Annotated in this window: 27 protein-coding genes and 7 pseudogenes; 16 read left to right on the top strand and 18 right to left on the bottom strand. The window is 71.0% G+C overall.

The features are described from left to right. Positions 1-71 precede the first annotated feature (71 nt). A complete protein-coding gene (locus tag E2C04_RS06560) occupies positions 72-419 on the top strand; it encodes a hypothetical protein (protein WP_135832006.1) in 348 nt (115 codons plus the stop codon). Positions 420-431: 12 nt separating this feature from the next. Then, positions 432-1475 (top strand): LLM class flavin-dependent oxidoreductase, encoded by a 1044-nt coding sequence (locus E2C04_RS06555; RefSeq protein WP_135832005.1) that lies wholly within the window; start codon positions 432-434, stop codon positions 1473-1475. A gap of 102 nt (positions 1476-1577) precedes the next feature. Here the strand turns inward: E2C04_RS06555 and E2C04_RS06550 are convergent, their stop codons facing one another. The 4 genes and pseudogenes from E2C04_RS06550 to E2C04_RS19470 all read right to left on the bottom strand — a co-directional run bounded on the left by E2C04_RS06550 (position 1578) and on the right by E2C04_RS19470 (position 4528). Next, the gene (locus tag E2C04_RS06550; RefSeq protein WP_135832004.1) at positions 1578-1976 is read right to left on the bottom strand and encodes a cytochrome c oxidase subunit 4; all 399 of its coding nucleotides are present in this window, start codon (positions 1974-1976) and stop codon (positions 1578-1580) included. Next, positions 1973-3639, bottom strand: a pseudogene (gene ctaD / locus E2C04_RS06545) (aa3-type cytochrome oxidase subunit I). Before ctaD ends, E2C04_RS06550 begins: the two are co-directional and overlap by 4 nt. 8 nt (positions 3640-3647) lie before the next feature. Then, positions 3648-4136, bottom strand: a complete 489-nt coding sequence (locus E2C04_RS06540; protein WP_238694461.1) for a cytochrome c oxidase subunit II — start codon at positions 4134-4136, stop codon at positions 3648-3650. Continuing rightward, positions 4133-4528 carry a cytochrome c oxidase subunit II gene (locus E2C04_RS19470; RefSeq protein ID WP_238694460.1) on the bottom strand — a complete coding sequence of 132 codons (396 nt, stop codon included), beginning with the start codon at positions 4526-4528 and terminating at the stop codon, positions 4133-4135. Before E2C04_RS19470 ends, E2C04_RS06540 begins: the two co-directional genes overlap by 4 nt. A gap of 155 nt (positions 4529-4683) precedes the next feature. On the opposite strand from E2C04_RS19470, the gene E2C04_RS06535 reads away from it, so the two are divergent. Together E2C04_RS06535 and E2C04_RS18565 are read left to right on the top strand one after the other, a co-directional pair. Further along, complete coding sequence (locus tag E2C04_RS06535; RefSeq protein ID WP_202977923.1) at positions 4684-5826, top strand: cysteine desulfurase family protein; 1143 nt, start codon at positions 4684-4686, stop codon at positions 5824-5826. Beyond that, positions 5823-6056 (top strand): sulfurtransferase TusA family protein, encoded by a 234-nt coding sequence (locus E2C04_RS18565; protein ID WP_229721491.1) that lies wholly within the window; start codon positions 5823-5825, stop codon positions 6054-6056. Before E2C04_RS06535 ends, E2C04_RS18565 begins: the two co-directional genes overlap by 4 nt. Before the next feature lie 58 nt (positions 6057-6114). Here E2C04_RS18565 and E2C04_RS06530 read toward each other — a convergent pair whose 3' ends face one another. Then, complete coding sequence (locus E2C04_RS06530) at positions 6115-7098, bottom strand: carbohydrate kinase family protein (protein WP_135832003.1); 984 nt, start codon at positions 7096-7098, stop codon at positions 6115-6117. Positions 7099-7162: 64 nt separating this feature from the next. Between E2C04_RS06530 and E2C04_RS06525 the strand changes: the two genes are divergently transcribed. Continuing rightward, a complete protein-coding gene (locus E2C04_RS06525; protein WP_135832002.1) occupies positions 7163-7405 on the top strand; it encodes a hypothetical protein in 243 nt (80 codons plus the stop codon). Positions 7406-7498: 93 nt separating this feature from the next. Here the strand turns inward: E2C04_RS06525 and erpA are convergent, their stop codons facing one another. Together erpA and E2C04_RS06515 are read right to left on the bottom strand one after the other, a co-directional pair. After that, a complete protein-coding gene (erpA, locus tag E2C04_RS06520; protein ID WP_135833686.1) occupies positions 7499-7861 on the bottom strand; it encodes an iron-sulfur cluster insertion protein ErpA in 363 nt (120 codons plus the stop codon). 58 nt (positions 7862-7919) lie between these two features. After that, positions 7920-9011 carry a glycerate kinase family protein gene (locus E2C04_RS06515; RefSeq protein WP_135832001.1) on the bottom strand — a complete coding sequence of 364 codons (1092 nt, stop codon included), beginning with the start codon at positions 9009-9011 and terminating at the stop codon, positions 7920-7922. On the opposite strand from E2C04_RS06515, the pseudogene E2C04_RS21870 reads away from it, so the two are divergent. Next, positions 8998-9432: pseudogene (locus E2C04_RS21870) on the top strand (N-acetyltransferase family protein); the annotation flags it as partial. The gene E2C04_RS06515 and the pseudogene E2C04_RS21870 sit on opposite strands and share 14 nt — an antisense overlap. On the opposite strand, the gene E2C04_RS19465 reads toward E2C04_RS21870, so the two are convergent. Then, on the bottom strand, positions 9313-9588 hold the full coding sequence (locus E2C04_RS19465) for a hypothetical protein (protein ID WP_238694459.1): 276 nt from the start codon (positions 9586-9588) through the stop codon (positions 9313-9315). The pseudogene E2C04_RS21870 and the gene E2C04_RS19465 overlap by 120 nt on opposite strands. 56 nt (positions 9589-9644) lie before the next feature. On the opposite strand from E2C04_RS19465, the gene E2C04_RS19460 reads away from it, so the two are divergent. Further along, positions 9645-9956 carry a hypothetical protein gene (locus E2C04_RS19460; protein ID WP_238694458.1) on the top strand — a complete coding sequence of 104 codons (312 nt, stop codon included), beginning with the start codon at positions 9645-9647 and terminating at the stop codon, positions 9954-9956. Positions 9957-9971: 15 nt separating this feature from the next. On the opposite strand, the pseudogene nadA (E2C04_RS20760) reads toward E2C04_RS19460, so the two are convergent. The 7 genes and pseudogenes from nadA (E2C04_RS20760) to E2C04_RS06480 all read right to left on the bottom strand — a co-directional run. Beyond that, positions 9972-10565: pseudogene (gene nadA / locus E2C04_RS20760) on the bottom strand (quinolinate synthase NadA); the annotation flags it as partial. 88 nt (positions 10566-10653) lie between these two features. Continuing rightward, positions 10654-11082: pseudogene (nadA, locus tag E2C04_RS20755) on the bottom strand (quinolinate synthase NadA); the annotation flags it as partial. A gap of 95 nt (positions 11083-11177) precedes the next feature. Next, positions 11178-12146 carry a sensor histidine kinase gene (locus tag E2C04_RS06500; RefSeq protein WP_135831999.1) on the bottom strand — a complete coding sequence of 323 codons (969 nt, stop codon included), beginning with the start codon at positions 12144-12146 and terminating at the stop codon, positions 11178-11180. Continuing rightward, entirely contained in the window at positions 12143-12700 is a 558-nt protein-coding gene (gene pspAB / locus E2C04_RS19455) for a PspA-associated protein PspAB (RefSeq protein WP_420873100.1), read from the bottom strand. Before pspAB ends, E2C04_RS06500 begins: the two co-directional genes overlap by 4 nt. 109 nt (positions 12701-12809) lie before the next feature. Then, entirely contained in the window at positions 12810-13406 is a 597-nt protein-coding gene (locus tag E2C04_RS06490) for a M48 family metalloprotease (protein ID WP_238694456.1), read from the bottom strand. Between the two features lie 308 nt (positions 13407-13714). After that, complete coding sequence (pspAA, locus tag E2C04_RS06485) at positions 13715-13915, bottom strand: PspA-associated protein PspAA (RefSeq protein ID WP_238694455.1); 201 nt, start codon at positions 13913-13915, stop codon at positions 13715-13717. Between the two features lie 76 nt (positions 13916-13991). After that, a pseudogene (locus tag E2C04_RS06480) lies at positions 13992-14772 on the bottom strand (PspA/IM30 family protein). Positions 14773-14926: 154 nt separating this feature from the next. Here E2C04_RS06480 and E2C04_RS06475 point away from each other — a divergent pair. The 6 genes and pseudogenes from E2C04_RS06475 to E2C04_RS06455 all read left to right on the top strand — a co-directional run bounded on the left by E2C04_RS06475 (position 14927) and on the right by E2C04_RS06455 (position 17474). Then, a complete protein-coding gene (locus E2C04_RS06475; RefSeq protein WP_135831998.1) occupies positions 14927-15514 on the top strand; it encodes a DUF3043 domain-containing protein in 588 nt (195 codons plus the stop codon). 36 nt (positions 15515-15550) lie between these two features. Continuing rightward, positions 15551-16096: a GNAT family N-acetyltransferase gene (locus tag E2C04_RS06470; RefSeq protein ID WP_135831997.1), complete on the top strand. Its 546-nt coding sequence runs from the start codon at positions 15551-15553 to the stop codon at positions 16094-16096. 102 nt (positions 16097-16198) lie between these two features. Beyond that, positions 16199-16423, top strand: a complete 225-nt coding sequence (locus E2C04_RS06465) for a hypothetical protein (RefSeq protein ID WP_135831996.1) — start codon at positions 16199-16201, stop codon at positions 16421-16423. Positions 16424-16468: 45 nt separating this feature from the next. Further along, positions 16469-16813 (top strand): annotated as a pseudogene (locus E2C04_RS19450) (AzlC family ABC transporter permease); the annotation flags it as partial. Positions 16814-16863: 50 nt separating this feature from the next. Next, the gene (locus E2C04_RS19445; protein ID WP_238694454.1) at positions 16864-17178 is read left to right on the top strand and encodes a hypothetical protein; all 315 of its coding nucleotides are present in this window, start codon (positions 16864-16866) and stop codon (positions 17176-17178) included. Next, a complete protein-coding gene (locus E2C04_RS06455) occupies positions 17175-17474 on the top strand; it encodes an AzlD domain-containing protein (RefSeq protein ID WP_135831995.1) in 300 nt (99 codons plus the stop codon). Before E2C04_RS19445 ends, E2C04_RS06455 begins: the two co-directional genes overlap by 4 nt. Positions 17475-17490: 16 nt before the next feature. On the opposite strand, the pseudogene dapB reads toward E2C04_RS06455, so the two are convergent. Beyond that, positions 17491-18269 (bottom strand): annotated as a pseudogene (dapB, locus tag E2C04_RS06450) (4-hydroxy-tetrahydrodipicolinate reductase). A gap of 81 nt (positions 18270-18350) precedes the next feature. Between dapB and E2C04_RS06445 the strand changes: the two are divergent. The 3 genes from E2C04_RS06445 to E2C04_RS06435 all read left to right on the top strand — a co-directional run bounded on the left by E2C04_RS06445 (position 18351) and on the right by E2C04_RS06435 (position 20067). Further along, on the top strand, positions 18351-18770 hold the full coding sequence (locus E2C04_RS06445) for a class I SAM-dependent methyltransferase (protein ID WP_238694453.1): 420 nt from the start codon (positions 18351-18353) through the stop codon (positions 18768-18770). Between the two features lie 149 nt (positions 18771-18919). Beyond that, positions 18920-19528 carry a transposase gene (locus tag E2C04_RS06440; protein ID WP_135833685.1) on the top strand — a complete coding sequence of 203 codons (609 nt, stop codon included), beginning with the start codon at positions 18920-18922 and terminating at the stop codon, positions 19526-19528. Beyond that, positions 19525-20067 carry a hypothetical protein gene (locus E2C04_RS06435; protein ID WP_135831994.1) on the top strand — a complete coding sequence of 181 codons (543 nt, stop codon included), beginning with the start codon at positions 19525-19527 and terminating at the stop codon, positions 20065-20067. Before E2C04_RS06440 ends, E2C04_RS06435 begins: the two co-directional genes overlap by 4 nt. 73 nt (positions 20068-20140) lie before the next feature. On the opposite strand, the gene E2C04_RS06430 is transcribed toward E2C04_RS06435, so the two are convergent. Then, positions 20141-21406, bottom strand: coding sequence for a M16 family metallopeptidase (locus E2C04_RS06430; RefSeq protein ID WP_229721490.1), 1266 nt, complete (start codon positions 21404-21406; stop codon positions 20141-20143). Between the two features lie 104 nt (positions 21407-21510). Further along, a complete protein-coding gene (locus E2C04_RS06425; RefSeq protein WP_135831992.1) occupies positions 21511-23736 on the bottom strand; it encodes a polyribonucleotide nucleotidyltransferase in 2226 nt (741 codons plus the stop codon). Between the last annotated feature and the right edge of the window lie 215 nt (positions 23737-23951).

Below are 23951 nucleotides of genomic sequence, written 5' to 3'. Positions count from 1 at the left end.
GGTGCGGGACGTCGGGAACAACCAGGGCCCCGGGGTCGGTTGAGGTGGCAGTCCCCCACCCAGGAGTACCCATGACCGGCTTCCGCCTCCTTGCCCGCTCCCCCTACGACACGTGGCGCTGGGCCGAGGAGCTCTTCAGCGCCCGTGACTACCTCGGCGCCGCGACGGCGCTCGAGGGGCTCCTCGTCGACCCCGAGGTCGACGCCCGCGACCTGGGCCAGGTCCGCGAGCTGCTGGCCCGGGCGTACTACCACTCAGCCCGTCTCGCCAAGGCCGCCGAGGCGGCCCGCGAGGCCCTGGTCGACGAGCCCGGCAACGCCTACCTGCTGCTCCTCCTCGGGCGCAGCCTGGAGCGCGCTGGACGGACCGAGGAGGCCCAGCCCTACCTCCGCATGGCCGACGCCGCCGGCGGCGCCTGAGAGGATCAGGACATGACGTACGACGCGCAGCTCGAGCTCGGCCTCGACACCTTCGGCGACGTGACGGTCGACGAGACCGGCACGCCCCTCCCCCAGCACCAGGTCATCCGTGACGTCCTCGAGCAGGCGGTGCTCGCCGATCAGGTCGGGATCGACGTGTTCAACGTCGGTGAGCACCACCGCGACGACTTCGCGATCTCGGCGCCCGACATGGTGCTCGCGGCCGCGGCGTCACGCACCGAACGGATCAAGCTCGGCACGGCCGTCACGGTGCTGAGCAGCGACGACCCCATCCGGGTCTACCAGCGCTTCGCCACGCTGGACGCACTGTCGAACGGGCGGGCGGAGGTGACGCTGGGCCGAGGCTCGTTCACCGAGTCGTTCCCGCTCTTCGGGCTGGACCTGGCTGACTACGAGGTCCTCTTCGAGGAGAAGCTGGAGCTCTTCGCGGCGCTGCGCACCGAGGAGCCGGTCAGCTTCAACGGCACCACCCGTGCGCCGCTGGCTCCCACCCGGGTCTACCCGGGCACCGCGGCCGGCTCCCTGCCGGCGTGGGTGGGTGTCGGCGGCTCCCCGGAGTCGGTCGTCCGCGCTGCTCGTCTCGGCTTCCCGCTGATGCTGGCGATCATCGGCGGCGAGCCCACCCGCTTCGCGCCCTTCACCGACCTCTACCGCCGCGCCACGGCGCAATTCGGCACCGGCACCCTGCCGGTGGGCGTGCACTCGCCCGGCTTCGTGGCTGCCACGGACTCCGACGCCCAGGAGCTGCTCTTCCCGCACTTCAAGGCCAACCGCGACCGCATCGGGGCTGAGCGCGGCTGGCCGCCGGCCACCCGGATCCAGTTCGACCAGGAGGTGCGCCACGGCGCCCTCTTCGTGGGCTCCCCCGACACCGTGGCCCGCAAGATCGCCGACACGGTCCGTGCGCTCGGTCTTCAGCGCTTCGACCTCAAGTACAGCAACGGTCCGCTGCCCCACGCGCACCTGATGGAGTGCGTACGCCTCTACGGCGAAGAGGTGGCACCCCGCGTACGACGTCTGCTCGCCGCCGACTGAGCGGCCTCCATGTCGCTGCGACCGACGCCGAGCCGCCACTGAACTGCAGGACGGGCGGGAAGAACCGAAGTTCTTCCCGCCCGTCCTGGCGTCGTCACGTCCTCAGTGGGCGTGCTCTCCGCGGTAGTACTCGTAGATCCAACCGGCGGTCGCCACCATGCCCAGGGCGAAGGCCATGATGAAGAGCCACCAGGCACCCAGCGCCAGGGCGTAGACGCCCAGACCGAGGGGCAGGGAGCACCACAGGGGCCACCACGAGTAGGGCGGGAAGAAGCCGTATTCGCCGGCACCCTCCGCGATCTCGGCGTCCTTGCGGTCCTCGAGGCGGGCGTCCATGCGGTTCGCGTGGAAGCCCAGGTAGCCAGCCACCATGAGGGCCAGGAAGGTCGACATGGTGAGGGCCGAGGTGCCGGTCCAGTCGTGCGTGATCACCCAGTAGGCAGGGGTGACGAGCAGGAAGAAGATCCCGCACACTGCGAAGAGCCAGGCTTCGATCTTCATCGAACGCCTCCCTTCTTGGTGGTCTCGGTCGTCTGGACGGGCTCGTCGTCATGGGCTGCGAGCTCCGGGTGGTGGAGGTCGAAGGCCGGGGACTCGGAGCGGATGCGCGGCAGGGCGTGGAAGTTCTGGCGCGGCGGCGGGGACGAGGTGGCCCACTCGAGCGAGCGGCCCCAGCCCCACGGGTCGTCGGAGTTGACCGGCTCCGTCTTGCTCGTCTTGTAGACGTTCCAGAGGAACGGCAGCGTCGACAGGGCAGTCAGGAAGGCACCCACGGTGGAGATCTGGTTCAGCAGGGTGAAGCCGTCGTCAGGCAGGTAGTCCGCGTAGCGACGCGGCATGCCCTCGACCCCCAGCCAGTGCTGGACCAGGAACGTGGTGTGGAAACCGATGAACAGCAGCCAGAAGTGGATCTTGCCGAGGCGCTCGTCGAGCATCTTGCCGGTGAACTTGGCCCACCAGAAGTAGAAGCCCGCGAACATCGCGAACACGACGGTGCCGAAGACCACGTAGTGGAAGTGGGCCACCACGAAGTACGAGTCGGACACGTGGAAGTCGAGAGGCGGGCTCGCCAGGATGACACCGGTCAGACCACCGAAGAGGAAGGTGGTCAGGAAGCCCATCGTCCACAGCATCGGGGTGTCCATGGAGACGGACCCGCCCCACATGGTGCCGATCCAGTTGAAGAACTTCACGCCGGTCGGCACCGCGATCAGGAACGTCATGCCGGAGAAGAACGGCAGGTTGACCGCACCGGTGACGAACATGTGGTGGGCCCACACGGCGATCGACAGGATCGCGATCGCGAGGGTGGCGCCGACCAGGCCGACGTAGCCGAAGATCGGCTTGCGCGAGAAGACCGGCAGGATCTCCGACACGATGCCGAAGAACGGCAGCGCGATGATGTACACCTCAGGGTGTCCGAAGAACCAGAACAGGTGCTGCCACAGGATCGGTCCGCCGTGCGACGGGTCGAAGATGTGGGCGCCCAGGAGACGGTCGGCCTCCAGCGAGAGCAGCGCGCCGGCGAGGATCGGGAAGGCGAGCAGCACCAGGATCGAGGTGATGAGCGCGTTCCACGTGAAGATCGACATCCGGAACATCGTCATGCCGGGGGCACGCAGGCAGATGATCGTGGTGATGAAGTTGACGGCACCGAGGATCGTGCCGAGACCGGCCATCCACAGACCCATGATCCACAGGTCTCCACCGACTCCGGGCGACCGGATCTCGTTGGAGAGCGGCGTGTAGGCGAACCAACCGAAGTCGGCCGCACCGAGGGGGTGAGGAAGCCGGAGGCGGCGATCAGGCCGCCGAACAGGTACAGCCAGTAGCTGAACATGTTGAGGCGCGGGAACGCCACGTCGGGCGCACCGATCTGCACCGGCATGATCACGTTGGCGAAGCCGAAGAACAGCGGGGTCGCGAAGAGCAGCAGCATGATCGTGCCGTGCATCGTGAACAGCTGGTTGTACAGCTCGTCGTTGACGACCTGCTGACCGGGGAACGCGAGCTCCGCACGGATCAGCATGGCCATCAGTCCGCCCAGGATGAACCAGACGAACGAGGTGACCAGGTACATCTTGCCGATGAGCTTGTGGTCAGTGGTGGTGAGCAGGCGAACGACCTGCTCGCCGAGGGGCTTGGCGCCCGGGTCGGCAGTCACCGTGGCGGTCACTGGTGGTCTCCTTCTGCGTCGCCGTCGTCGAGGCCGGGCTGCGTGTTGACGGCCGAGCCACCGAGGACAGGCGCCTTGGCAACGTTGTCCGGGTTCTCCTGGAGCTCCGCCAGGTAGGCGTCGTACTCGGCGCCCGAGACGACCTCGACGTCGAAGAGCATTCGCGAGTGGTAGACGCCGCACAGCTCGAAGCACTTGCCGCGGAACTCGCCGACCTTGGTGGGCGTCGCCTGGAACTCGTTCACGCGACCGGGGATGACATCCATCTTCATGAGGAACGCGTCGATCATGAAGGAGTGGATGACGTCGGGCGAGTGAAGTCGGAACTCGACGGTGCGGTCGACCGGGAGCACGAGCTTCGGGCGGTCAGCAGTGGTGCCGACGACGTACGGCGTGGTGCCGCCCTCGCCCTGCTCGGAGTAGTTGAACGTCCAGGACCACTGCTGGCCCACGACGTCGACCACGAGGTCCGGGTCGTCCTTCATCTCAGCACGGTGTTCTGCGTGTTCACCGTGTGGAAGAAGAACACGATCACCATGAGGATGGGCGCGATGGTGTAGAAGATCTCGAGCGGCAGGTTGTAGCGCGTCTGGACCGGCACCAGGTTCTTGCTGCTGCGGCGGAATCGCCACGCGGCGTAGAACATGAGGCCCCAGGTGAGCACGCCGACGACCATGGCGGCCACCCACGACCACTTCCACAGGTCGAAGATGGCGGGCGCCCGGTCCGATGCCGGTGCCGGCATGGCGAGTCTTCCGAGCTGATCTTTGTCCTCAGCAGAGCACGCACCGAGGGCGAGCAGGCTGAGACCCAGCACAGCGCCTCGCACACCCTTCTTCAGGTGTGCCGCTGCGCGCGAGGGGAGTTGCAGACCCACGAAAAGGCCTCTCTCTCTTGGGCAGTCACGTATAGACGGAACACTATCCGAATGACTCCCGGTAGTGGAGACAGGGTCGACCCGCGTGCCTGCCACGGCCCGCAACGGCGACTCGCAGAGGTGGTGCCACGGGCGTACGGGCTAGGTTCTGGGACGTGACGACGCCCCCCGACGACCAGCGCCGCCCACTCGACGCCGCCTCCTCCGAGCCGCTGCACCCGCGCGCCCGAGAGGTCCTCCTGGCCGCGCTCGACGCCGGCTGGGCCGACCCGCGCCGCCTGCACCACGAGGGACGGCGCGCCCGGCTGCTGCTGGAGAACGCCCGCGAGGCCGTGGCGGAGCAGGTGGGCGCACGGCCTGACGAGGTCACTTTCACGTCGTCGGGCACCGACGCCGTCCACCGCGGCCTCCTGGGGTTGCACGCCGGGCGCTCGCGGGTGGGCCGCACGGTCGTGGTCTCGGCGGTGGAGCACTCCTCGGTGCTGCACGCCGCCCGCTGGACCGGGGCGCCGGTGGCCGAGGTCCCCGTGACGCCCACAGGTGAGGTGCTGCCGTCGGCGGTGGCCCGGACGCTCGCCGACGCCGCGGAACCGGTCGCGGTGGTGGCCGTGCAGAGCGCCAACCACGAGGTCGGCACCCTCCACGACGTCGCGACGATCAACGAGGTCGCCGGCGACGTGCCGCTCTTCGTGGACGCCTGCGCCAGCACCGGTCGTGTCCCGCTCCCCTCCGGCTGGAGCGCCGCCGCGGCGTCGGCCCACAAGTGGGGCGGCCCGGCGGGCGTGGGGATCCTGCTCGTGCGCAAGGGTGCGCGCTGGCGCGCCCCCTTCCCCGCCGACGACCGGGCCGACGAGCGGGCGGTCGGGTTCGAGAACGTGCCGGCGGTGCTGGCGGCGGCCGCCGCGCTGCAGGCCGTCGCCGCCGACGCCGACGCGGTGGCTCGACGCCAGCACGCCCTGGTCGACCGGATCCGACGCGAGGTGGCGCAGCTGCCGGACGTGGAGGTGGTGGGCGAGGCCGAGCGTCGCCTCCCCCACCTGGTGACCTTCTCGGCGCTCTACCTCGACGGGGAGGCGCTGGTGACCGAGCTCGACCGGCTCGGCTTCGGCGTGGCCAGCGGCTCGGCGTGCACCTCCTCGACGCTGACGCCGTCGCACGTGCTCGCGGCCATGGGCGCCCTGACGCACGGCAACGTTCGCCTGGCCCTGCAGCACGGGACCACCGAGGGCGACGTCGACGCCTTCCTGGCCGCACTGCCGGGCGTGCTCAGCTCGCTGCGCGGGAGGATCGGGCTGTGAACGTCTCCCTCGAGCTCGACTGCCGCGACATGCTCTGCCCGCTGCCCGTGATCGAGCTGGCCAAGGCCTTCCCCGGCGTGCCGGTGGGCGGCGTGGTCGCCGTCGTCACCCGCGACGTGGCGGCGCGCACGGACGTGCCCGCCTGGTGCCGCATGCGCGGCCAGGAGTACGTCGGTGAGGAGACGACCGACGACGGGGTGCCGCGCCACCTCGTACGACGTCTCTCCTGACCGACCAGGCGCGTCTCGTCGGCGCGCCGGTCGGTGCGCTGGTTCGGTGCCGCTGGGGTCAGTGCAGGGTGTGCAGGTGCGGCTCGATGACCGCCACCGACTCCGCGCCGTACGCAGCCTCGCAGCGCGCCAGGAACTTCTCGCGGGTCAGCGAGTACTCCTGCGTGCCGACCTGCTCCACCACGTGGGCGGCGAGCAGGCAGCCGAGCTCGGCCGCGTGACGGTGGTCCAGGCCCCAGGCCAGAGCGGCCAGGAAGCCGGCGCGGAAGGCGTCACCGACGCCGGTCGGCTCGACGGCGGTGACCTCGGAGAGGGCGGGCACCACGATGGTCTCGGCGCCGTTGGCGACGACCTTGACGCCGGCGGCACCCAGGGTGATGACCCAGGTGCCGACGCGGTCGAGCACGTCCTGGTCGGACCATCCGGTCTTCTGGGTGATGAGCGAGGCCTCGTACTCGTTGGAGAAGAGGATGTCGGCGCCGTCGATGAGCTGACGGATGAGGTCGCCGTCGCCGAAGGCCAGCTGCTGCGACGGGTCGGCCACGAAGCGGTAGCCGCGCTGGCGGCACTCGTCGGTGTGGCGGAGCATGCCCTCGGGGTCGTCCGGGCCGATGAGCACGTAGTCGGGGTCGCCCACCCGGTCGACGATCGGCTTGAGCTCGATCTCGCGGGACTCGCTCATCGCGCCGGGGTAGAACGAGGCGATCTGGGCCATCGAGGTGTCGCTGGTGCAGACGAAGCGGGCCGTATGGCGGGTCTCGGAGACGTGGATGGAGCCGCAGTCGACGTTGTGGCGCTCGAGCCAGGCGCGGTAGTCGGCGAAGTCCTCACCGACCGCGCCGACGAGCACAGGGTTGAGGCCCAGGCTCCCGAGGCCGAAGCAGATGTTGGCCGCGCACCCGCCGCGACGGACCTCGAGGTCGTCGACGAGGAACGAGACGGACAGCTTGTCCAGCTGGTCGACCACGAGGGAGTCGGAGAAGCGGCCTCCGAAGGACATCAGGTGGTCGGTGGCGATGGAGCCGGCGATGAGCAACGACATGCTTCGGAACACTACCTGTGAGTACTGCTTACGGTACCAATCGGTAACGCCTACGGTCCTTGTCATGACCACCAGCACTCCGAGCTCACACCTGACCCACGACGAGTTGTCGACCACCACTGAGCTGGTCGCCGACTGCCGCGAGGTCGTGTCCTCCCTCCGCTTGGAGCGCGTGGTCGAGGCGGTCTCCAGGCCGGCGCCGAGCATCCACTTCGAGGACTACCCCCGAGAAGTGGTGAAGAACGAGATCCAGGTGAGCGCGGCAGCTGCCCGGATCGCGAACGCTCTGCACCTCCACCTGGACTGACGCCGACCTGTCCGCCGGGCGCGGACGACGAAGAAGCCCCCACCAGCTCAGGTGGGGGCTTCTTCAGTGCTGGCCTTCAGAGGCCGTCGTGACTCAGTGGAACGAGTCGCCGCAGGCGCAGGAGCCGGTCGCGTTGGGGTTGTCGATGGTGAAGCCCTGCTTCTCGATGGAGTCGACGAAGTCGATCTGCGCACCGTTGAGGTAGGGGACGCTCATCCGGTCGACGACGACGCTCACGCCGTCGAAGTCGGTGACGACGTCACCGTCGAGGGTGCGCTCGTCGAAGAACAGCTGGTAACGCAGTCCCGAGCAGCCGCCGGGCTGGACGGAGATGCGGAGCGCGAGGTCGTCGCGACCTTCCTGCTCGAGGAGGCTCTTCACCTTGGAAGCAGCGACCGCGCTCAGGTTGATCTGGTCGGTGCGGCGCTCTTCGGTGGTCTCGACCTGGTCGGTCATCTGAACTCCCATGGGTGGCTCGTGGTTGTTACCGACGTCAATCGTCTCACACCCGGGGTTATTCCCCGACCGTCCAGCTGCGGGCCACCCGCTCGGCCAGGTCGGCGAGCGCCCCGGCGGGGTCGGCGAAGGAGCGCTCCTCCCCCACCAGCTCCACCATCGAGTACGCGGCGTCCATGCCGAGGGCCCGCGTCTCCCGGGCCCCGACCAGCACCTGGCCGGCCAGGGTCACGCACGGCCGCAGCGCCTCCGCGGCCACCTGGGCGACGCCGTAGGGCACCTTGCCCGAGCGGCTGGAGAAGTCGAAGGCACCCTCCCCGGTGACGACGAGGTCGGCCGACGCCATGCGCTCGGCCAGGCGGACGGCCTCGGCGACGACGTCGAGCCCGGGCCGCCGCACCGCCCCGAGCAGCAGGGCTGTGAAACCCAGCCCTCCGGCGGCACCGGCGCCCTTCTCCAACGACGTACGACGGTCGCACGCCGCCGCGAACGCCTCCAGGACGGCGTCGACGCGAGGCAGCTCCTCCTCGGCGAACCCCTTCTGCGGGCCGTAGACCTTCGCCGCCCCGAAGAGACCGGTCAGCGGGTTGTCGACGTCGCTGGCCAGGACCAGCTCCACCGCGCCGAGCGCCTCCCGGGCGGGCGCGAGGTCGACGTGGGTGACGCCTGCCAGTCCGTCGGGCCCGGCGTCGAGCGGCACGTCGGCGGTGGCGCCGAGGGCGGCCAGCAGGCCCGCTCCCCCGTCGGTCGTCCCAGAGCCGCCGGCGCCGAGCACGATCCGGCGTACGCCAGCCCCCAGGGCCACCCGGAGCAGCTCGCCCACGCCGGACGTGGTGGCGCGGCCCGGCTCCCGCCGGCCCGAGAGGTGGAGGCCGCACGCCTGCGCCGACTCGACGTAGGCGACGTCGGCGACCACCAGCACCCGGCCGGGCGTGGAGCGGCCGTGCGGTCCGGAGACGGTCGCCTCGACGACCTCGCCGCCGAGCGAGGTGTGCAGCACGTCGACGAAGCCCGGCCCGCCGTCAGCCATCGGCACGAGGTCGACCTCGACGTCGGGGGCGTGGCGGCGCCACCCGGTGGCGACCGCCTCCGCGGCCTCGACCGCGGTCAGGGTGCCGGCGAACTTGTCGGGGGCGATGAGCACGCGCATGGCGCACATCCTGCCGTGCGCCGGCGGCGCAACCGTGCAACCCCTAGCGTGGGACGTCGTGGAGACCATCGAGACCCGCGCTGGGGCTGACGTGCTCATCCGCCCTATGCGCCCCGGCGACGTGCCGCAGGCCGAACGCCTCTCGGCCCTGGCCTTCGCCGTTCTCGACGGACGTGCCGACGTCACCCGCCCGCCCGAGCGGGCAGCCGCGTGGCAGGTGCGCACCACCCACCTCGTCGCCCACGACGCGGCAGGGTGCTGGGTCGCGGACGCCGACGGCGAGATGGTCGGCTTCGCGACGTCACTGCGCCGCGAGGGGCTGTGGGCGTTGGCGACGTACGCCGTGCACCCGACCTGGCAGGGCGTCGGCGTCGGCCGGGCGCTGCTCCGGGCCGCGGCGCAGCACGGTCGCGGGGCGCTGCGCCGGATGGTCGGCGCCTCCTCGGACCCCAGGGCCGCGCGTCGCTACCGCGCCGCGGGGCTGGAGCTCCACCCCACGATGGTCCTGGAGGGCACCGTCGACCCGGGCCGGCTGGACCTGCCGGGTCACGTCCGTGACGGTCGCAGCGGCGACCACGAGTGGATGGACTCGCTGGACCGGGGTCTGCGCGGGCAGGACGCGGTGACGACCACGTGCTGCTCACCACGACGCACCAGCTCCGGGTGGTCGACCGGCCGCACCGCCGCGGGTACGCCTACCTCGCGCCCGACTCGACGGTCGAGCTGCTGGCCGCCAGCGACCGGCGTACGGCCTCGGAGCTGCTCACCGACGCCCTGCTCGGCGCAGGAGGGGCCGACGTGCGTCAGCCCCACGTCACCGCTGCGAACCAGTGGGCGCTCGACGTGGGCATGGCGGCAGGACTCTCGCTGCGTACGCGGGGCTACCTGTGCCTGGCCGGCATGAAGCCACCGTCGCCCTACCTGCACCACGGCGCGCTGCTGTGAGCAGCGGCCGGCGCGTCAGTCCTTGGCGGTGCGGCCCGGCAGGTCGAGCATCCGCTGGAGCGCGACCTTGGCCTCGGCCTCGGTCGCGGGGTCCACGGAGATCTGGTTGACGACGTTGCCGGCGACCAGGTTCTCCAGCGCCCACACGAGGTGCGGAAGGTCGATCCGGTTCATCGTCGAGCAGTAGCAGACGTTGCGGTCGAGGAAGACGATGTTCTTGTCGGGGTGGGCGTCCGCCAGGCGCTTGACCAGGTTGAGCTCAGTGCCGATCGCCCAGGTGGTGCCCGGCTCGGCGGCCTCGATGGTCTTGATGATGAACTCGGTCGACCCGACGAGGTCGGCCTTGGTGACGACCTCGTAGGTGCACTCCGGGTGGACGATCACGTTGAGGTCGGCGTGGGTCGCGCGCAGCTCGTCGATGACGTCGGCGGTGAAGCGGCCGTGCACCGAGCAGTGGCCGCGCCAGAGGATCATCTTGGCGTCGCGCAGCTGCTGGACGGTCAGGCCGCCGTTGGGCAGGTGCGGGTTCCACACGACGCAGTCCTCGAGCGAGTAGCCCATCTGCAGGACCGCGGTGTTGCGACCCAGGTGCTGGTCGGGGAAGAAGAAGACCTTGGCGCCCCTCGACGTCGGGCTTCTGCGCGAAGGCCCACTCCAGGGCGACCTCGGCGTTGGAGGAGGTGCAGACGGCGCCGCCGTTGCGGCCGCAGAAGGCCTTGATGTCGGCGGAGGAGTTCATGTAGGTGATCGGGACGACCGCGTCGGCGATCCCGGCGGCGGCCAGGGCGTCCCACGCGTCCTCGACCTGCGCGAGACGAGCCATGTCGGCCATCGAGCAGCCGGCCGCCATGTCCGGCAGGACGACCTTCTGGCTGTCCGCGGTCAGGATGTCGGCCGACTCGGCCATGAAGTGGACGCCGCAGAAGACGATGAACTCGGCGTCGGGGCGCGCCGCGGCCTCCCGGGCGAGCTTGAACGAGTCGCCGGTGACGTCGGCGAACTGGATGACCTCGTCGCGCTGGTAGTGTGGCCGAGGACGAAGAGTCGCTCGCCGAGCGCCTCCTTCGCCGCCAAGGCACGCGCCACCAGGCCGGGGTCGGAGGCGGCGGGCAGGTCGCCGGGGCACTCCACGCCACGCTCGGAGTCGAGGTCGCGTCCCTTACCCAGCGGCAGCAGCGGCAGGTCGATCGTCGTCATGCCCCGATCCTAGTCGGGGCCGGATCACGCCGGGGTCGAGGAGTGCCCCGGCGGAACCGCGCCGGGCACCTCGAACCACACCGTCGTGCCACCCCCAGGCGCCCGCTCGGCACCGACCCGCCCGCCTGCGGCGGCGACGATCCGGCGTACGGCGGCCAGGCCCAGACCCATGCCCGGCACCCGCTTGTCCAGCCGCACGGTGGGCGCGAAGACGCGCTCCAGGTCGGCCTCGTCGATGCCGCGACCGTTGTCGGTCACCGCCACCCGCCACGACTCCCTCACCGGCTCGGCGGTCACCGTGACCTCGAGGTCGGAGTCCTCGTCGCGGAACTTGGTCGCGTTCTCCCACAGCGCGGTGAGCACGGTGCGTACGTCGCCCGGCGAGAGCGCGACGGTCGGCAGCGGGCCGACCACCTCGACCACCTCGTCGAGCAGCGGCTCGAACTCCCGCAGCAGGGCCGGGACCTCGTCGGCGAGGTCGGTCACCCCGGCGACGGGGCGTTGCCCGTAGTCGTTGAGCGCGACCGTCATCCGCTTCATCCGCTCCGCGCTGCCCGCGGCGCGGTCGAGCAGCGACGCCAGCAGGTCACCGTCCTCCACCTGCTCGCGGGCGATCTCCAGGCACATGGCGATCGCGGCCAACGGGTTGTTGAGGTCGTGGACGATCTGCCCGGACGCCTGCGCCAGCTGGTCGTCACCGCGCGCGACGACGTCCTCGAGGTCGAAGAGGCGGTTGCGCGCCGCCTCCAGCTCCCAGTGGGCGACGACGCCCCCGGCGGCGACCTCGAGCAGGTCCTGGTCGACCGGGCCGTCGGCGTGCGCGACCAGGCGCCCGAGGGCGACCCCGTCGGCGGCGACGAGGTCGACGGCGCCCGCCTCCGGTGCGCCCCGGGGGTCACCGTCGACGGCCAGGGGCGTGTCGCGACCGGTCACGTGCACGGCGACCGCCGTGGCACCGGTCGCCACCCGGGCCAGGCGGCACTGGGCCGTCACCTCGCTCGGGGCCTCCCGGGAACGATCCCGTGGCTCTCGAGGATCTGTGCGACGTCGGTCTCGGCCGGGTCCTGCGACGTGTGCTCGCTCACAGTCCCGGAGCATCCCACAGCGCGAGCCAGCTGCAGGTCTTCTTCGATCTCGAGCTGTCTGGCCAGCTGGTCGCGCACCTGGAGCTCGAGCATGTTGTCGCGCCTGCGGGTGCCCTTGACGGGGGCGAACGGATAGAAGGTGCCCTGCTTGTAGAGGTAGACCAGGCCCACCCGGCGCCCGTCGGGCGCCTCGAAGGGGACGAGAGTGCAGAGCAGCCCGTGGCCGAACCCCTGCTCCTCCAGCGTGCTGTTGACCACGTGGAGGTTGGTGCAGAGCGTGGAGAGGTCATCGGCGCCGCCGCGCACGGTCAGCCAGGTGAACCCGTAGCCGTCGGTGCTGGTGGAGGCGTCGGGAGCGTCCACACCACTCTCGATGAGCGCGTCGATCTCCTGGGTCAGCCGGGCGAACGCGACCCCGTCGGCCGCCCGGTAGCAGACCGCGCCCGTGCCGGTGGGAGTCAGCCCGAGCGAGGTCTCCAGGGTGACGGCGGCGTTGGGGATCGAGAAGAGCGTCGAGGCGCGGTCGGGCCGGGCGGGAGCGCCCGAGGATGGCGTCGAGGAAGCCCACCGTTCAGCCGGCCCGTCCGAGCTCGGTCTGGATCCGCGCCAGCTGGGCCAGTCGCTGCTCCAGCGGCGGGTGCGTGGCGGTCAGCGTGCGCAGTCCCAGACCCTTGACGGCCGGGGTGATGAAGAAGGCGTTCATCGCCTGGGTGCCGCGCAGGTCACGCTCGGGGATCGCGGCCATGCCACCGCTGATCTTCTGCAGCGCCGACCCGAGAGCGGCCGGACGCATGGTCAGGTAGGCCCCGGCCCGGTCGGCCGAGAGCTCGCGGTAGCGCGACAGGAGCCGGATGAGCAGGAAGCTGACCGCGTAGACGACGAGGCTCACGACCAGGGTCAGCATGAATGCGGCGGCGGCCCCGTTGTTGTTGTTGCGCCCGCGCACCATCCCGCCGAGCTGGGCGCCACGGGTCAGCAGGCCGGCCAGGATGCCGGCCGACGCGGCGAGCGTCATCACCAGCACGTCGCGGTGGGCGACGTGGGCGAGCTCGTGGGCCAGCACGCCCTCGAGCTCCTCGGCGGTGAGCATGCCGAGGATGCCGGTGGTCACGCAGACGACGGAGCGGTTCGGGGATCGGCCGGTGGCGAAGGCGTTCGGGATGGCCATGTCGCGATCCCGACCCGCGGCTTCGGCATGTCGGCGACGGCGCACAACCGGTCGATCATCGCGTGCAGCTCGGGGGCCTCGGCAGGGGTCACCTCACGGGCCCGCATGGCCCGCATCGCGACCTTGTCGGAGGTCCACCACTGGTAGAAGGCGATGCCGATCCCGACCGCGGCGATGAGGAACGCGTAGTGGGGAAGAGACCCATCAGGACCGCCACCAGGGCGACGAAGAGGCCACCGAGCAGGAAGAGCACCAACGTCATCCGGACGGTCAGCCCGGTGTCCTTGATGAAGCGGGAGGTGGCCATGTCAGCCCGGGATCAGCCCGTCGTCGGCGAGCAGGTCCTGCACCTCGGCCAACGAGGCGTCCGCCATCGGGAGGATCAGGTCGGAGGAGTCGAGACTCTCCACCTCGTGGGGGGTGCCGACCCGTCGTACGCCGTCGAGCAGCGCCCGGAGCGCGTCGGCGAAGGCGTCCTCGTTGCCCGCCCGCACCGCGCTGTCGACCACGCCGTCGAGCTCGTTGAGCTCGTCCAGCGCCGACTCGGGGACGTCGTACTGCCCTCCCCCAGGATGCGGATGATCATCAGGCGTTCCCCTCCGTGCGCTCCCGGCCCTGCTCCTCGGCGAGGATCTCGCCCTCGGCGGGCGCCTCGATCGCCTGGGCGCCACCCTTGCCGGCCTTGAGCGCGGCCAGCTCCGCCTCGACGTCGGAGACCGAGCTGAGAGCGTCGAGCTCACGGCTGATGTCGTCACCGCCGCCCACCGCGGTCACGTCCTCGAGGGCCGGAGGCCAGCAGCTCGTCGATCGCACCGGCCCGCGCCTGCATCTGGGCGGTCCTGTCCTCGGCCCGCTGGATGGCCATGCCGACGTCGCCCATCTCCTCGCCGATGCCCGACATCGCCTCGTTGATGCGCGTCTGGGCCTCCGCCGCCGAGTAGGTCGCCTTGATCGTCTCCTTGCGGGTGCGGAACGCCTCGACCTTGGCCTGCAGCCGCTGCTGGGCCAGGACGAGCTTCTCCTCCTCGGCCTGGAGCTGGGCGTGCTGCGCGCGGAGGTCGTTGACCTGGGTCGCGAGGCCCGACTTGCGGGTCAACGCCTCGCGGGCGAGGTCCTCACGCCCGACGTCGATCGCCTTCTGGGCCTGGCCGGAGAGCTTCGTCGCCTGCTGCTCGAGCTGGTTGAGCTGCAGCTCGACCCGCTTGCGGCTGGTCGCGACGTCGGCGACGCCTCGGCGCACCTTGTTGAGCAGCTCGAGCTGGCGCTGGTAGCTGTAGTCCAAGGTCTCCCGCGGGTCCTCGGCCCGGTCGAGGGCCTTGTTGGCCTTGGACCGGAAGATCAGGCTGATGCGGTTCATGAGACTCATGGGGGTGGTCCCCTCCTCGTGCGGGTGACGTGCGGCCGGGCGGTCCCTCAACCCTAGGACCAATCACCAAGGGCCGCGAGCCTCACCGGCACCGGTAGAATCGCCTCGCCCGGCTCCGGGTCCCCGTCACGGGTCGTCACGAAGGTCGTCCGCGTTGTTCCGTCGCAACAGCCCGCCCCCCTCCGCCCCGGAGACCACCGTTGCCCCCAAGGCAGACGGCAAGGGACGACCCACCCCGAGCCGCAAGGAGGCCGAGGCGGCGGCCAGGGCCCGGGCGCGAACGACGCGTACGCGCAAGGAGATGGCAGCCGCCCAGCGCGCTGCCCGCGCCGAGTCGAGCCAGCGCATGCGTGAGGCCCTCAAGACCGGCGACGAGCGCTACCTCCCGACGCGCGACCGTGGCCCGATGCGCCGCTTCATCCGCGACTTCGTCGACGTGCGCTTCTCGCTCATCGAGCTGCTCATCCCGATCATGGTGGTCAGCCTCATCCTGGGGTGGACCGGCAACCAGTACCTGATGGGCGTCAGCGAGATCGTGCTGCTCGGCTCGATGGTCTTCATCGTCATGGACATGGTGTGGCTGCGGCTGCGCCTGCGACGCGAGCTCGCCCAGCGCTTCCCCGGTGAGTCCTACAAGGGCACCACCTACTACGCCGTGATGCGCGCGATGCAGATGAAGTTCATGCGCCTGCCGAAGCCGACCCACAAGATCGGCGAGACCCTCTCCGACACCTACCGCTGACCGGTCACTGACCCGCGACCCGGCAGGATGGGCGGCATGAGCGCTCCCACCGCCGACGTCTCCGTGCGCGTGGCCTGGGCCGAGGACGCCCCGGCCATCGCTGCCGTCCAGGTCCGAGCCTGGCGCCACGACTGGTCCGAGGTGCTGCCGGCCGACCGCCTGCCCGACGACCCGCGGGCGCTGGAGCCGTCCTGGCGCGCCTCCCTGGTCTCCCCCGGCGACGCGCGGCGCCGGGTGCTGGTGGCCCTGGAGCGCGACCGGCTGGTGGGCTTCGTCCTGACCGGCCCGGCCACCGACCCCGACTGCGACCAGGTGGTCGTCGGCGAGATGACCGACCTGACCGTCGACCCGGCCCAGCGAGGTGCCGGCCACGGGTCCCGGCTGCTGCAGGCAGCGGTCGACACCCTGGTCGCCGACCGCTTCACCACCGCGGTGACCTGGGTGGGAAGTCGCGACGACGCGCTGCGGACCTTCCTGACCGACGCCGGGTGGGCCGCCGACGGCGCGCACCGCGAGCTCGCCCTCGACGAGGACGCCACCGAGGGCGTACGGCAGGTCAGGCTGCACACCTCGATCGGCTGACCGGCGCACGGCTCGTGGCCGTGCTTGATTTCCGGGACCGATCGGGCAGGATGTAGTGACGCACGTCACCGTCGACGTGCCAGCACCACTGGAGGAGCGGTCATGTTCGGACCCTTGCCGAGGTTCCACCGTTTCGTCATCGCGGGCATCGTGCTCGCCGTCTGCGTCTCGATCGGCCTCTGGATGGGCGCCTCCCCGCAGGTGCCGGTCCTGGTCTCGGCCGGCCTCACAGGCGGCCTCCTGGTCGGGGCCGGGCTCGCCTGGCTCACCGCGCACGAGAGCCACCACGAGCGCGCAGCCACCCTGCGCGTACGCCGTCGCCACTGACCTGCGGCGCCGAGGGCACCCGGGGCGACCAGTAGGCTCGGCGGGGTGCAGACGCCTGACTCCCCTCCCGGCAGCCCGCCCCGGCGCAGCGCCCTCGTGCGCGACTCGTGGGGCGTCGGGATCGCGACCGGCGTGTACGGCGTCTCGTTCGGCGCGATCTCCGTCTCGGCCGGGCTGTCGGTCCTGCAGACCTGCGTGCTCTCGCTGGTGATGTTCACCGGCGCCTCGCAGTTCGCCTTCGTCGGGGTCATCGCCGCCGGCGCCAGCCCCTGGTCGGGGGCCATGACCGCGGCCCTGCTCGGCACCCGCAACACCCTCTACGGCCTGAAGCTCGCCCCTCTGCTCAAGCTGCGGGGGGCGCAGCACTGGCTGGGCTCCCACCTCGTGATCGACGAGTCGTCGGCGATGTCGGTGACCGGAGGACGACCGACGAGGCGCGGGTGGGCTTCTGGCACACGGGCGGGTCGGTCTTCCTGCTGTGGAACCTGGCCACGCTCGTCGGCGCGGTGGCCGGCAACGCGATCGGCGACCCGCGCACCTACGGCCTCGACGCAGCCGTGGGCGCGGCCTTCCTGGCCCTGCTGTGGCCGCGCCTCACCTCAGGCGGCAACCGGGCCGTCGGGCTGCTCGCCGCCGGCGTCGCACTGGCACTGGCGCCCTTCACCGCCGCAGGCGTCCCCGTGCTGGCTGCGGGAGGCGTCGCCCTGCTGGCGGGCCTGCTGCGACCCGCCGACGAGACGGGTGGAGAGCGATGACCTGGGCTGCCCTGGTGGTCGGCGGACTGGCCTGCTACCTGCTCAAGCTGGCAGGCATGTCCCTGCCGTCGGCCGTGCTCGACCACCCGCTCGTACGCCGCGTGGCCGACCTGATCCCGGTTGCCCTGCTCGCCGCGCTGATCGCGGTCCAGGTCTTCACGTCCGGCACCGCTCTGGCCGTGGACGCCAGGGTGGCCGGCCTAGGCTTCGCCGTGGTGGCGCTGGTGCTCCGGGCGCCGTTCCTGGTGGTGGTCTTCGGGGCGGCGGTCACCGCCGCCCTCGTACGCCTGGCCTGAGCCGAGCGGCAGGGACTCAGCCCGGCAGGTCGAGGAAGTGCTCGAGGCCGATGGTGAGGCCGGGGTGGGTCTCGATGCCGCGCAGTCCGGCCAGGACGCCCGGGCCGAAGCCGGCGCGGTCGAGGGAGTCGTGGCGGATCGTGAGGGTCTCCCCCAGCTCACCGAGGATGACCTCTTGGTGGGCGACCAGGCCGCGGACCCGCACGGAGTGGACCGGGACGCCGTCGACGTCGGCACCGCGCGCCCCGTCGAGGGCCGTGCTGGTGGCGTCGGGCATCGGCGCGGAGCCGGGGCGCGGCGGGCCTCGGCGACCAGCTCGGCAGTGCGGCGCGCCGTGCCGGACGGGGCGTCGGCCTTGGTCGGGTGGTGCAGCTCGACGATCTCGACGGAGTCGAAGAAGGGGGCGGCCTGGGCGGCGAACCGCATCATCAGGATCGCGCCGATGGAGAAGTTGGGGGCGATGAGCACGCCGGTGGCCGGCGAGGCCGCCAGCCAGGTGCGCAGCTGGTCGAGGCGGTCGTCGTCGAAGCCGGTGGTCCCGACGACGGCGTGGATGCCGTGGTCGATGCAGAACTGCAGGTTGTCCATCACCACGTCGGGGTGGGTGAAGTCGACGACGGTCTGCGCGCCGGACTCCACGAGCATCTCGAGGCTGTCCCCGGCGTCGACCTCGGCCACCAGGGCCATCCCGTCGGCCGCGGTCACGGCGCGGCAGATCTCGCTGCCCACCTTGCCGCGCGCCCCCAGGACGGCGACTCGGAGCTCGGTGCTGGCGGTGCTGGTGGCGGTGTTCACGAGGCACAACTTAGCGTCCTCGGCGTTTCCACCGGGTGGCGGTGCCCGACTCCGATCGGCGGTAGTGGCAGTCTGTACCCCATGGCTCTGCAGACGATTCCGCCCCGGATCAAGTGGGCGGTGGACGTGATGGACGTGCAGCCCAACGACCAGGTGCTGGAGATCGGCTGTGGCCCCGGTGCCGGCGCCGAGCTCATCTGCTCGCGGCTCCAGACCGGCAAGCTCTTCGCGATCGACCGCTCCGAGTCGGGCGTCGACCGCACGAAGCGCCGCAACGCGCAGCACGTGGAGGCGGGTCGCCTGACCGTCCGCCAGATCGACCTCGCCACCCTCCGCGTGCCGGTGAAGCGCCTGACCAAGGTCTTCGCCTTCAACGTCAACCTCTTCTGGGTGCGCGCGACCCCGACGAGGTGGCCCTGCTGCACGAGCGCGTCGTGCCCGGTGGCGCCGTCTACCTCTTCTACGAGGCCAACCGCCCCGAGCTCGTGCCCAACATCGTGAAGAAGGCGTCGAAGTCCTTGGTCGACGGCGGCTTCCGAGTCTCGATCGTCGAGAACAAGGCGCCTGCAGTCATCGGCCTGATCGCTCGTCGCTGAAGGTTATTTCCTTATGTGTTGCTTACATAAGGATTTGAACTAATAATGGCGGACATGAGGTCCTCCTCCACCCCACGCGCCGTGGTGCTGACCGTCGACCAGCGCGGCAGCCGACGCAGCAGCGACGCGGTCCCGGCCGCGCTCGCGCTGCTCGAGGACCTGCGCGTCCTGCGGAGCTGGGAGCGGACCGCGGGTGACGAGATGCAGGGCATCCTCGACTCCCCCGCCGCCGTCACCGCCGCCGTCGCCCGGTTGGTCCGCGACGGACGCTGGCACGTCGGCATCGGGATCGGCGACGTCGAGTCCCCGCTCCCCGACTCCACCCGCGCAGGGCGCGGGGAGGCGTACGTCGCCGCCCGCACCGCCGTCGGTGCCGCCCGTACCGCCCCGCACCATCTGCGCGTCGAGGGCGACAGCGGCTGGTGCCGCCACCTGGAGTCGGCGCTGTGGCTGTGGGCAGGCGTGCTCGAGCGCCGCTCGGCCAAGGGTTGGGAGGTCGTCGACCTCCTCGCCGACGGAGGAACGTACGAGCGCGTCGGCGCCGCCCTGGGCATCAGCCAGTCGGCGGTGAGCCAACGTGCTGCCGCCGCCGGGCTGATCGAGGCCGAACGGGCCGCCGAGCTGGCCACCATCCTGACCGAGCGCGCCCTGGAGGCCCCGTGAGCACGACCGCCGCTGCCCTCACCACGACCACTCTGCTCGCGGCAGCCCTGGTCCTGGCCGCCTGCGGGTGGCGGCTGCACGGCAGCCGGGTCGTGGCCGGCGGCCTGGTCGTCGTCGCCGCAGCCCTCGCCGTCGTCCTGAACGGCACGGACCCTGCCTTCGGCCAGGGCCTCGAGGAGCTCAGCGTGGTGGCGGTCCTCGGGCTGCTCGCCGTCTTCGGCGGCGGACCGGTCACCGCCGCCACGTTCCGCCTGGTCGACGGCCCCGGCGCCCCGGCCGCGGGGTCGACCCGCCGGGCCGCCGAGGTGCTGCGCGGGGGCGCCTGGATCGGCGCCCTGGAACGGCTGGCGATCTTCGCCGCACTGCTCAGCGGGTGGCCCGAGGGCCTGGCCCTGACGCTGGCCCTCAAGGGGTTGGGGCGTTATCCCGAGCTGCGCCACGAGGAGCGCGCCGGCATCGCCGAGCGCTTCCTGATCGGGACGTTCGTGAGCGTCCTGTGGGCCTGCGCCTGCGCGGGCCTGGCCCTGCTCGCCCTCTGACGCCCACCCTCCCCCGGACGTACGAGAGCCCCGGCACGGGTCGACCGCACCGGGGCTCCCGTACGCAGCCTGCTCAGGGCCCGACGGTCGCCAGGACCTCGGGCTGGGTGAAGAGCTCGGCGGCGAGGGCGTTGACCTGCTCGACGGTGACGGCGTCGATCGCCTCGATCACCTCGTCGATGCTCATCAGGCCGTCGTAGACGAGCTCTGCCTTGCCGAGGCGGGACATCCGCGCAGCGCTGTCCTCCATGCCGAGCACCAGTCCCCCGCGCAGCTGTCCCTTGCCACGGGCCAACTCCTCCGGCGAGATGCCGTCGCGGGCCAGGCGCGCGAGCTCGGCGCGCACGACGGCCAGGGTGTCGTCGACCTTCGCCGGCAGGCAGGCGACCCCGACGCCGACCAGGCCGGCCACGTCGTGGTGAGAGGCGAACGAGTAGACCGAGTAGGCCAACCCGCGCTTCTCCCTCACCTCCTGGAAGAGTCGCGAGGAGGTGCCGCCACCCAGGACGGTGTTGAGCACGCCCAGCACGAAGCGGCGGGGGTCGTTGCGGGTGAGTCCCCGCACCCCCAGCACCAGGTTGACCTGCTCGAGCGCGCGGGTCACCGCACGGCTGCCCGGCACCACCGGGTCGGCGACGTCGGTGATCGTCGGGACCACGGGCGTACCGGTGCACTCGAGGAACCCGTTGCGGTCGAACGCTGCGGCCGTGGCGGAGACCACCGCGTCGTGGTCGACGTTGCCGGCCACGGTGACCACCATGGTGGCCGGACGGTAGTGCGCCTCGTAGAAGTCGACGACCTGCTCGCGGGTCATCGCCTCGATCGACTCCACGGAGCCCGCGATCGGGCGCCCGAGCGGCGAGTCGCCCCAGGCCTGGAGGGCGAAGAGGTTGTGCACCACGTCGTCGGGGTCGTCGTCGTGCATGGCGATCTCGTCGAGGATGACCTCGCGCTCCGCCTCGACGTCCTCGTCGGTGATCAACGAGTTGGTCACCATGTCGCCGATGACGTCGACGGCCAACTCCATGTCGGTGTCCAGCACCCGGGCGTGGAAGCAGGTGTACTCCTTGGCCGTGAAGGCGTTGAACTCGCCGCCGACCTCGTCCAGGGCCACTGAGATGTCCATGGCGGAGCGCTCACGGGTGCCCTTGAAGAGCAGGTGCTCGAGGAAGTGCGAGGCACCGTGCAGCGCCCCCTCCTCGTCGCGCGAGCCGACGGCGATCCAGACGCCGACGCTGGCCGACCGCACGCCGGCCATCTGCTCGGTGACGACGCGCAGGCCGCCGGGCAGGAGCGTGCGCCGCACCTGCGACGTCACGCGCCCCTCGGCGTCGCGCACCGTCTGGAGGGTCTCGGTGCGCCCCGGCTCGGACGAGGAGTCACTGGAAACGGCCGACCGGCCAGCAGAAACCTGCTGGCCGGTCGGTCGGTGGTTCGCTGAGGTCACTCCGAGTCGGCCCCGTCGGTCGACTCGCCCTCGGCGGCGTCGTCACCCTCGACGACGGGCACCAGGGAGAGCTTGCCGCGGTCGTCGATCTCGGCGATCGCAACCTGGATCTTCTGGCCGACCGAGACGACGTCCTCGACGTTCTCGATCCGCTTGCCGCCGGTCAGCGCCTTCAGCTTCGTGATGTGCAGCAGGCCGTCCTTGCCCGGGAGCAGGGAGACGAACGCACCGAAGTTGGTGGTCTTGACGACGGTGCCGAGGTAACGCTCGCCCACCTCCGGCATGGTCGGGTTCGCGATCGCGTTGATCGCGGCCTTCGCAGCCTCGGCAGCCGAACCGCTGGTGGCGCCGATGTAGACGGTGCCGTCGTCCTCGATGGAGATCGAGGCGCCGGTGTCGTCCTGGAGCTGGTTGATGATCTTGCCCTTGGGGCCGATGACCTCGCCGATCTTGTCGACGGGCACCTTGACGGTGATGATGCGCGGCGCGTGCTCGGACATCTCGTCGGGGCCGTCGATGGCCTCGGCCATGACCTCGAGGATCGCGGTGCGCGCGTCCTTGGCCTGGTTGAGCGCCTGGCCGAGGACCTCGGCCGGGATGCCGTCGAGCTTGGTGTCGAGCTGGAGCGCGGTGATGAACTCCTGCGTACCGGCGACCTTGAAGTCCATGTCGCCGTAGGCGTCCTCGGCACCGAGGATGTCGGTCAGCGCGACGTACTCCGTCTTGCCGTCGACCTCGTCGGAGATCAGGCCCATGGCGATGCCCGCGACGGGAGCCTTCAGCGGCACACCGGCGGAGAGCAGGGCCAGGGTCGAGGCGCAGACCGAGCCCATCGACGTGGAGCCGTTGGAGCCCATGCACTCGGAGATCTGGCGGATCGCGTAGGGGAACTCCTCGCGGCTCGGCAGCACCGGCAGGAGGGCGCGGCGCGCCAGGGCGCCGTGGCCGACCTCGCGGCGCTTCGGGGAGCCGACGCGGCCGGTCTCACCGGTGGAGAACGGCGCGAAGACGTACTTGTGCATGTAGCGACGGTGCTTCTCCGGGGAGAGCGTGTCGAGCTGCTGCTCCATCTTGAGCATGTCGAGCGTGGTGACACCCAGGATCTGGGTCTCGCCGCGCTCGAAGAGGGCGGAGCCGTGCACGCGCGGGACGACGCCGACCTCGGAGTGCAGCGGGCGGATGTCCGCCAGGCCGCGGCCGTCGATGCGGACCTTGTCGCGCAGGACGCGCTGGCGCACGAGAGCCTTGTTCAGCGAGCGGAAGGCAGCGCCGATCTCCTTCTCGCGACCCTCGAAGTCACCGGCGACCTTCTCGAGGAGCTCGGCCTTGATCTCGTCGAGGCGCTCCTCGCGCTCCTGCTTGCCGGCGATGGTGAGCGCCTGGGCGGTGGCGTCGGAGACGGCGGCCTCGACGGCGGCGTACACGTCGTCCTCGTAGTCGAGGAAGATCGGGAACTCCTGCACCGGCTTGGCGGCGACGTTGGCGAGCTCGACCTGAGCGTCGACGAGCTGCTTGATGAAGGGCTTGGCGGCCTCGAGGCCACCGGCCACGACCTCCTCGGTCGGCGCGGTCGCGCCGCCCTCGACGAGCTCGACGGTGCGCTCGGTGGCCTCGGCCTCGACCATCATGATCGCGACGTCACCGGTCTCGGTGACACGACCGGCGACGACCATGTCGAAGACGGCGTCCTCGAGCTGGGCGTGCGTCGGGAAGGCGACCCACTGGCCGTCGATCAGGGCCACGCGGGTGGCGCCGACCGGGCCGGAGAAGGGCAGGCCGGAGAGCTGGGTCGACATGGACGCAGCGTTGATCGCCAGCACGTCGTAGGGCTGGTTGGGGTCGAGCGCCATGACGGTGATGACGACCTGGACCTCGTTGCGCAGACCCTTCTTGAAGGTCGGGCGCAGCGGGCGGTCGATCAGGCGGCAGGTGAGGATGGCGTCCTCGCCCGGGCGACCCTCGGAACGGAAGAACGAGCCGGGGATCTGACCCACGGCGTACATGCGCTCCTCGACGTCGATCGTGAGGGGGAAGAAGTCGAAGTGGTCCTTCGGCTGCTTGCCGACCGTGGTGGCCGAGAGAAGCATGGTCTCGTCGTCCAGGTAGGCCGTGACGGCACCGGCAGCCTGACGGGCCAGGAGGCCGGTCTCGAACTTGACGGTGCGCTTGCCGAACTTGCCGTTGTCGAGGGTGGTCTCGACAGCAGAGATGATGGGTTCCACTGTGTGGGTGGGCCCTTTCTGTACGCGGAGCCTCCCGCGGATGACCTGTCCCCGACGGGGACGTGGGCCGGTCTTCGATCGAGGCCCGCAGCAGACGCGTGTCGCCTGAGGGCCACTACCGAGGACCGAGCCGATTCGCGGGTCGCTCCTGGTGGTTTGTTGATTCAGTTGTGCGATGGGCGCGGCCGTGTGCCGCTGCTCACCGTATGGATCCT

It is taken from the genome of Nocardioides daphniae, assembly GCF_004777465.1.
Classification (GTDB): Bacteria; Actinomycetota; Actinomycetes; order Propionibacteriales; family Nocardioidaceae; genus Nocardioides; species Nocardioides daphniae.
Note: the sequence above shows the minus strand (reverse complement) of the source record. Positions and strands in the feature narration are given on the sequence as shown.